Origin of the sequence: Mycobacterium sp. (genome assembly GCF_035623875.1) — a bacterium.
Taxonomy (GTDB): Bacteria; Actinomycetota; Actinomycetes; order Mycobacteriales; family Mycobacteriaceae; genus Mycobacterium.
In genome coordinates, this window is the sequence record NZ_DASPSP010000288.1 from 1 (window position 1) to 7,648 (window position 7,648).

At 64.9% G+C, this 7,648-nt stretch carries 9 protein-coding genes and 1 pseudogene; 4 read left to right on the forward strand and 6 right to left on the reverse strand.

What is annotated here, in order from left to right; translation table 11 throughout:
- The 3 genes and pseudogenes from VEI45_RS23215 to VEI45_RS23225 form a co-directional block, all read left to right on the forward strand.
- Positions 1-151 (forward strand): annotated as a pseudogene (locus VEI45_RS23215) (hypothetical protein); the annotation flags it as partial.
- Between the two features lie 78 nt (positions 152-229).
- Complete coding sequence (locus VEI45_RS23220; RefSeq protein WP_324856870.1) at positions 230-643, forward strand: hypothetical protein; 414 nt, start codon at positions 230-232, stop codon at positions 641-643.
- Positions 640-1,779, forward strand: coding sequence for a thiolase family protein (locus VEI45_RS23225; protein ID WP_324856871.1), 1,140 nt, complete (start codon positions 640-642; stop codon positions 1,777-1,779). Before VEI45_RS23220 ends, VEI45_RS23225 begins: the two co-directional genes overlap by 4 nt.
- 37 nt (positions 1,780-1,816) lie before the next feature.
- On the opposite strand, the gene VEI45_RS23230 is transcribed toward VEI45_RS23225, so the two are convergent.
- Genes VEI45_RS23230 through VEI45_RS23250 form a run of 5 tightly spaced genes read right to left on the reverse strand, consistent with a single transcriptional unit; the run spans position 1,817 to position 6,622 of the window.
- Positions 1,817-2,503 (reverse strand): TetR/AcrR family transcriptional regulator, encoded by a 687-nt coding sequence (locus VEI45_RS23230; protein ID WP_324856872.1) that lies wholly within the window; start codon positions 2,501-2,503, stop codon positions 1,817-1,819.
- A 59-nt stretch (positions 2,504-2,562) separates the two neighbouring features.
- Positions 2,563-3,486, reverse strand: a complete 924-nt coding sequence (locus tag VEI45_RS23235) for an SDR family NAD(P)-dependent oxidoreductase (protein ID WP_324856873.1) — start codon at positions 3,484-3,486, stop codon at positions 2,563-2,565.
- A gap of 2 nt (positions 3,487-3,488) precedes the next feature.
- Entirely contained in the window at positions 3,489-4,304 is an 816-nt protein-coding gene (locus VEI45_RS23240) for a crotonase/enoyl-CoA hydratase family protein (protein WP_414687571.1), read from the reverse strand.
- On the reverse strand, positions 4,279-5,088 hold the full coding sequence (locus tag VEI45_RS23245) for an SDR family NAD(P)-dependent oxidoreductase (protein WP_324856875.1): 810 nt from the start codon (positions 5,086-5,088) through the stop codon (positions 4,279-4,281). Before VEI45_RS23245 ends, VEI45_RS23240 begins: the two co-directional genes overlap by 26 nt.
- Positions 5,081-6,622 (reverse strand): class I adenylate-forming enzyme family protein, encoded by a 1,542-nt coding sequence (locus VEI45_RS23250; RefSeq protein ID WP_324856876.1) that lies wholly within the window; start codon positions 6,620-6,622, stop codon positions 5,081-5,083. The genes VEI45_RS23245 and VEI45_RS23250 overlap by 8 nt, the downstream gene beginning before the upstream one ends.
- Before the next feature lie 44 nt (positions 6,623-6,666).
- Here VEI45_RS23250 and VEI45_RS23255 point away from each other — a divergent pair, with 44 nt between their 5' ends.
- A complete protein-coding gene (locus VEI45_RS23255) occupies positions 6,667-7,176 on the forward strand; it encodes an alpha/beta hydrolase fold domain-containing protein (protein WP_324856877.1) in 510 nt (169 codons plus the stop codon).
- Positions 7,177-7,416: 240 nt separating this feature from the next.
- Here VEI45_RS23255 and VEI45_RS23260 read toward each other — a convergent pair.
- The coding region (locus tag VEI45_RS23260) for an aldo/keto reductase (protein ID WP_324856878.1) at positions 7,417-7,648 on the reverse strand (232 nt) is incomplete at its 5' end.

Consider the following 7,648-nt stretch of genomic DNA (forward strand, 5'->3'; position numbering starts at 1 on the left):
CCAGCCGGCCCTATGGATGCCCCCCAACAAGGCGTTCTGGTGTCAGTACGCCATGCAGTACATTGCCGTGTCGCGTGGTTACGCACTTCCCGTCGACCAGGCTTCGGCGGACGTATTGCGTCAGGCCACCGCCACCTGCCCAGTCGGGTAACGCGGCGGTCGCATTCCATCGGCAGGGTGCTACAGTATAAACTTGCTGAACGCTTATCAAGCAAATTAGGAGGCAAGCGTGCGCACCGCCGCCCACCCGCGCCTGTACGACCCGTTAACGCACGATCCGGTCCTCAACGGCATCGAGTGCGCCCAATGCGGCCACGTCTACTTTCCGCCGGTGGGCATCGGATGCGAGATCTGCGGGGCACCCGCTGATCAGCTGCAGCCCAAAGCGTTGGTCGCGGCAGGCATCGTGCATGCCCTCGCCGAGGTGCATCTGAGCCCAGGCAAGACCGAGACGCCCTTCACGGTCGCCGAAATCGTGCTCGATGACGGGCCATTGATCCGTGCCATGGTCCACCCGGACGTTACGGACGGACTGAAGATCGGCGATCGAGTATCCGCGCGGTGGAGCGTCATCGGCAACGACGACCAGGGCGCTGACGTCGTCGAGCCTGCGTTCGTGCGCGACCCCGAGGTGCGACCGTGAGCGGGCTGGGAAACCACGATTTGTGGGTCATCGGCGTCGGGCTGCATCCCTACCAGAAGCCCAGCGACACTCCCTACCCCCAGTTGGGAGTCATCGCCGTCAGAGAAGCCCTAGCCGACGCGGGGTTGGACTGGAGCCAGGTCCAGACCGCCTACACCGGCACGGCGACGACGTCGATGGCGCTGTCCCGGCTCATGTATCGACACCTTGGAGCCACCGGCATCCCGATGCTTCAGGTTGAGAACGCCTCCGCGTCCGGATCAACGGCGTTCCGCCAGGCGTGCATCGACGTCGCCGCAGGAATCCACGATGTGGCGATCGCGGTTGGCGTCGACAAGCCGCTGAACCTGACCTCCCCGCAACGCGCCGCCGGACTCGACGACCTGGTGGGTAATCGGGTGTCGCCCGTTACGCACTTCGCCCTGCTCGCCTCGCGCTACATGCACGCCACCGGCACCTCCGCTGAGCAGATCGCGGCCGTGGCGGTCAAGAACAGCCGAAACGCGGCGTTGAATCCTTACGCGCAGCGTCCGAAGGCGCGATCGTTGGAGGAGGTGCTGGCACCGCCAAAGATCAGTGGCATGTTCACCCGGCTGCAGTGCTGCCCGATCGGGGAGGGCGCGGCAGCGGCGATCGTCGTCTCCGAGAGCGCACTCAACTCGCTTGGCCTCAACCGGGACCGCGCGGTGCGAGTGCGGTCATCGGTTCTGCGCTCCGAAACATACTACGGCACAGAGAATTTCGACGCTGCCCTTACCGCCGAAACCACGGCCATAGCGCTCGAAGAGGCTGGCGTCACCGCTAGCGACGTCGATGTGGTGGAGCTGCATGATGCATTCACCGTGGAGGAACTGCTCTACGTCGAAGCGATGGGGCTATGTGAACCGGGCCAGGCCGCGGCGGCGCTGGCCGCTGGTGAATTCGACATCGGCGGCCGCGTTGCGGTCAACACCTCGGGTGGGCTGCTGTCGATGGGCCACCCCATCGGCCCGACCGGTGTCGGTCAGATCGCCGAACTGACGACTCAACTGCGCGGGGAAGCGGGTCCGCGACAACACCCCGACGCCCGCGTCGGGCTTGCGCACATGGTCGGGGTAGGCGCCGTCTGCGCGGTCCACGTACTGTCTCGCGACTGACCCGCCTACGTTGATGAGATGAACCTGAGTTAGGTGCTCACTTTGTGGTGCGAGCGCGTCGAGTAGCGGGCGCGAAGCTGCGCCGCACGAAGGCTTGGCAGGTCTTCTTGGCGGCCGACAGATCGAAGGCGTCGGGGTCGACGAGATACTGCGCGCTGACACCACGCAGCAGCCCGACCACTGCGACGGCACCCCCGCTCGGGTCGACGTCGGCAGCTACGGTTTTCGTGTCTTGGCCGGACCGGAGGACGGCCTCCACCGCGAATCGGAACCGCGCATCGTCGGTGGCGTATACCGGACGCAGCGTCGCCTCCGAAGGTATCGCGGCACCCCACATGACGAAGAACGCGCGCGCCGCTTCGCCGCCGTGCTTGAGCGCCGAGAAGTAGTTCTCGGTGAGTGTCACCAACACGTCGATGGCGTCGCCGTGGACCTCGTCGAAATTGGCGACGAAGTCGGTCTGGACGCGGCGCGCGAGACGCTCGATCAGCGCCGCCTTCGTCCCGAAGTGGTGGTTGACCAGGCCTCGGCTGTATCCGGCGGCCTGGCCGACGTCAGCCAATGAGGTCTGGTCGACACCATGTCGGGCGAAGAGTTCCGCTGCGGCATCCATCAGCGCCTTCTCGGCTTGAGAACTGCGCTCCTGCTGGGTGCGGCGGACGGGACTTGCCGGCGTGCCGGCTTTGTCCGCCGATGCGGCTTGGTTACCCGTACGCGGGCTCATCGGGACAACCTAACATTCGATAGTTGCTGAGTGCTCGGCAAGCTGAGTCCTCAATGCGCCTAGCTCATCCCGCCCCGGGCGCCGCCGTTGACCGGAATGAGTTGCCCGGTAACATAGTTCGACAGTGGTGAACACAGCCAGAAGATGGCATCGGCGGCTTCGCTGATCGTCCCCGTCCGCCCAAGCACGATGCCAGGCATCGGTTTGGCAGCGTAGATCTCGGCTTCGGTCGGTGGATTGTCGGGGTCGACGCTCACTCCCAGCCGCAGAGCCTGCTTGGCGGGCATTCCCACCTGGATGGTCCGGCCGCCGGTGTGGATCACTTCCCGCTCGGATTGGGGTAGCCCGAAACGGGTTTGGATGATGCCGAACGCGACGGCGTTGACGTTGACTTGCATCGCTCCCCATTCTTGGGCCAGCGAGCGCATCAACCCCAGCATCCCCGCCTTCGCGGCCGCGTAGTTGGCGGCGCCATCGAGACCCCAGACGCCGGCCATGGAGGACACCATGACGGTCTTGCGATGGCGCAGCACGCCATTGCCGGCGTCGGAGTTGGCCGCGGCCCGGAAGACCGGCGCGCAGGCCCGCGCGAGCCGGAACGGCACCACCAGATGGATGTCGAGCATGGCCTGGAACTGCTCGTCAGTCATCGCGTGTACCCGGCTGTCCCAGGCGTAGCCCGCGTTGTTCACAACGATGTCCAAGCCGTGATAGTGGGCAGTGGCGTGGGCGACCAACTCGTCGCACGCGTCCGGAGCCGCCAGGTCGGCGACGAACGCCGAGGCGGTGTCCTCGCCGAATGCCTGGTTGAGTTCAGTGACCGCTTCGTGGGTTTTGGCCTGGTCGACATCGGCGACGACTATCTTGGCGCCGTTGGCCGCCAACAAGGTTGAGGTTGCGCCGCCGATTCCCCGTGAGCCTCCGGTGACGACAGCGACCTGGCCCTCGAGCAGGCTGCTACGCAAGGTCGGTTGGATCAGCATGTTCAGCGTCCTGTCCAGACAGGAGGGCGTTTTTCAGCGAAGGCGCGCAGGCCTTCCTGCAGGTCCTCCGACGCCATGACAGGTGCGATGTACCTGGCTTGGTTGTGCCACGCGTCGGCGTCGGTCCAGTCTTGGGCGTGCATCGCGATCTGCTTGCTGGCCTGGACCGCCAATGGACCGGCGGCGATCACCTCGGCGGCGAGTTCCAGCGCGCCCGCCAACGCGTGCCCCGGTTCGGTGATCTTGTTGACCAGTCCTAGTTCGGCGAACCGCGTTGCCGGCCAGGCCTTTCCCGTCAGGATCAGTTCCATCGCAAGGTGGTACGGGATGCGCTTGGGGAGGCGGAAACATCCGCCGCCCATGGCCACCAGAGATCGCGCGGCCTCGGGCAGGCCCATGGTGGCGGTACTCGACGACACAATAAGGTCACACGACAGGCACAGCTCAAGCCCGCCGGCCAGCGCGTGACCCTCCACGGCGGCGATGATGGGCTTGATCGGCGGCTTGGCCATGATGCCGAACCCGCCGCGGCGCTTTCCAACGGCCATGTCCCCGCTTGCGGCTGCGATGAGATCCTGACCGGCCGAGAACACGATGTCGGAGCCGGTGAGCACCGCACAGCGCAGCACTGGGTCGGATTCGTATTCATCGATGACGGCCTCCAATGCCCTGGCGGCCGCGCCGTCAAAAGCGTTGCGCCGCTTCGGTCGGTTCACGGTGATGATGAAGATGTGTTCGTCGACGACCTCGGTGAGAATGACGTCGCCGCCTTCGGCGACGCCGGTGGTCGAATCATTGGCTGACACTGAAACCTCCATTGACCGGGTAGGTCTGGCCGGTGATCCAACTGGCCGCTTCGGAGGCCAGGAAGCTGATGATGGCTGCCGCGTCGGTTGGTTCGCCGACGCGCCGGATGGTGTATTGCGAGAGCACGCGTTTGACCATGTCCTCATTGGCGAGAACCTTCGTCATCGCCGGAGTCCGGGTAATGCCGATGGCCACGCTGTTAGAGGTGATGCCAAAGCGGCCGAGACTGCGTGCCAGTGCGCGCATGAACCCGGCCGCGCCGGCCTTTGCCGCCGAGTAGGCTTCCAGGCCGGCTTCTCCGACGCGGCCGGCGTCGCTGATGACGGTGATGAGCCGGCCCCGGTTCATGCCGATCATGCCGGGCACCACCGCTCGGCAACACGACATCACGGCCGACAGGTTCACGGCCATGAACTGTTCCCACGCCGTCGGGTCGGACTCCCAGAACGCCGCGACCGGTGGTGGGCCGGTGCCGGCATTGCCGGCGTTATTGACCAGGATCGAAACATCGCCCAGCTGATTGGAGACGTCGGCGGCCATCGCGATGACGTCATCGAAGGCGGTGACGTCGGCTGCCACCCCGATGGCCGCGCCACCGGCAGCGGTGATCTCATCGGCGATCACCCGAGCGCGATCGGCGTAGTAGTCGTTGACGGCGACGGCCGCGCCCTGCGCAGCGAGAAACCGCGCGATCGTGGCCCCCACGCCTTGCCCGGCTCCGGTCACCAGCGCCACCTGGCCGGTCAGATCGAGTAGTTCGGTGAGCGAGGACGGTGTGCGGTTCGCTTCAGACATGACGTTGTTGTCCTTGCCAATAGGGTTTGCGGAGTTGATGTTTGAGGACCTTGCCCATCGGGTTGCGGGGGAACTCGTCGGCGAACACGAACTCCCGTGGCTTCTTGTACTTGGCTAAGTGATCATCGAGGTAAGACAACAACTGCTCCTCACTCGGCGGAGAACTGGGCTCGCCGATGATGAACGCCAAAGGTTTCTCGCCGAAGTCGTCGTCGGGGATTCCTATCACGGCGGCATCGATGACGCCTGGATGCGACACCAGCGCCTTCTCGATCTCGGCGGGATATATGTTGACCCCACCGGCGACGATCATGTCCTTGATGCGGTCGGTGATGAACAGGAACCCGTCCTCGTCGAGGTGACCCACGTCGCCGGTGCGGTAGAAACCGTCCTTGACGACGTCCTCGCCAAGGGCCTTCCCGCCCAGGTAGTTACGCAGCACGACAGGGGTGTTGACCGCGATCTCGCCGGTTTCGCCGGCGTCCAGCCGATGCCAATCCTCGCCGACGATCGCGACCTCGACTCCGTCATAGGGTCGGCCACTGGTCCCAGGCTTGGTGAGTTGATGTTCCGGGGAGGTATAAGTGATCATGCCCGCCTCACTGGCGCCGTAACTTTCCCAAAGCACGTTGTCTCCGAACCGGTCGATGATCCACTGCTTCAACGATTGCGGAACCGGGGCGGCGCCCAAACCCACCGCCTTGAGCGAAGACAAGTCATAGCGCCCGAGTACGGACTCGGGAAGCTTCTGGATGCGCAGCAGCATCGTCGGCACCGCGGTCCACGACTGCACCTTGTGCGTTTCGATCAGACGCAGCGCTTCTTCTGGCTCGTAGGGATCGAGCGTCACGACGGTGCCGCCGCGGGCACAGGTCGCGGCGGCGATATGTGGTCCGGCGCCGTGGTGAATGGGCATTGTCAATAGCGTGGTCGGGTTGTCGGGATAGGGCGGGATGCTGGCCACCGACCTGATATACCGCGCCAGCCGATCCAGGTCGCGCACCGTTGTCGGGTCGACTGGTGGCACGCCGCGCGGCCGGCCGGTGGTGCCGGAGGTGTAGAGCACCAATGACGGGTGAGTGGCTCCGAAGCGTGGTGTGTCGACGCGCGTGGTCAGCAAGTCCTCGTACCGCAAGCTCGAGTTTGCTTCGGGTTGGCCTACGGTGATCAGCAACCCGACGTCGTGCCGGGACCATCCCCTAGCATCACAATCGTTGCACGCCAACCCTTTTGCACCGCTATCCCGCAGGATGTAGACCGCTTCGTCTGGGGTGAGGCGCCAGTTGACGGCCACCTGCGCCACCCCGAGTTTCTGTAAGGCGCGCTGAATGACGAACCACTCCAATGACAGTCGAAACCGCATGCCGATGCGGTCTCCACTAACCAAGCCGCGCCGGGCTAATCCCTCGGCGACCCGGTCGGCGGCATCGTTCCACTGTTGGTACGTCAGCGCGGTATCGCCATGGATTACCGCAGGCGCATCCGGCCGCTGGGCGGCCCAAAACTCCGGCGATCCGTTATCGGGCTGAGCCATCACGCTGCAAATGTACAATAGTTGCTATACACTTAGCAAGTAACTTGCCCAAATCGGACCGCTCCAAGCGGATCCTGACGATCGATGGTGCCAATGGGGTTGACACTCCCGTTAGGGGAGGGTCCAGCCTTGCCCGCGAACATGGCATCGTCGTGGCCAAGCAGATCCTTATCTACCCCATGCTCGACGATCGCACCGTCACTGCACCGGACGATCCCGCAGCGACGCCGGTGACGTGGACTTACGATGACAATTTCACCGCGTGGCACGCCGCACTGGGCGCACAGGCCGCGGCGACCGGTGTATCACCGCTGGCTGCCCCGGCACGGTTGACCGACCATGCCAAGCTGGCGGCGGCGTATCTGGAAGTGGGAGACGTCGACATCCTGTGTGCCGAGACCGTCACCTACGCCAGCGCGCTGGCAGCTGCCGCGGTACCGATCGAGCTGCACGTTCATCGCGGCGCGCCACACGGATGGGATCGATTGGCCCCTCAGGCCGAGCTCACCAAACGCACACTGACCCAACGACTCCACGCCATCGCCGCTCTCTAACCACGGGCGCGGCCGCAACACGTGGCACCACGCCGTCGAGACCCGGATGCACCTTGCCTCCCGGAAGACGCTGTCCACCTGCATGATCGGCGGTTCTGCAGTGTTGTGAGGCCAAGATCCGAAGGGCCGTCAAGCCACGGCCCCCTGCCCGGTCGGGCAGCCGGATTTCGGGCTGATGCCGGGCCCCTCCTCATCGCGCTACGCGCTCTGCATCGTCGCCCTGGTCGATCGGGTAACGCCTTAAATTCCGGTGTAGGTCAGCGGATCCTCGCGCACCCGGGTGCCGTCATTGAGCCCGTTGAGCGCGTCCATGTGCTCGGCGGCCAACTCGAAATCGAAGACGTCGATGTTGTTGGCGATGCGCTCTGGCTTGGCCGACCGCGGAATCACCACATTGCCCAGCTGCAGACTCCACCGGATCAGCACCTGCGCGGGGGTGCGGCTGTATTCGGCAGCGACGGACGTCACGGTC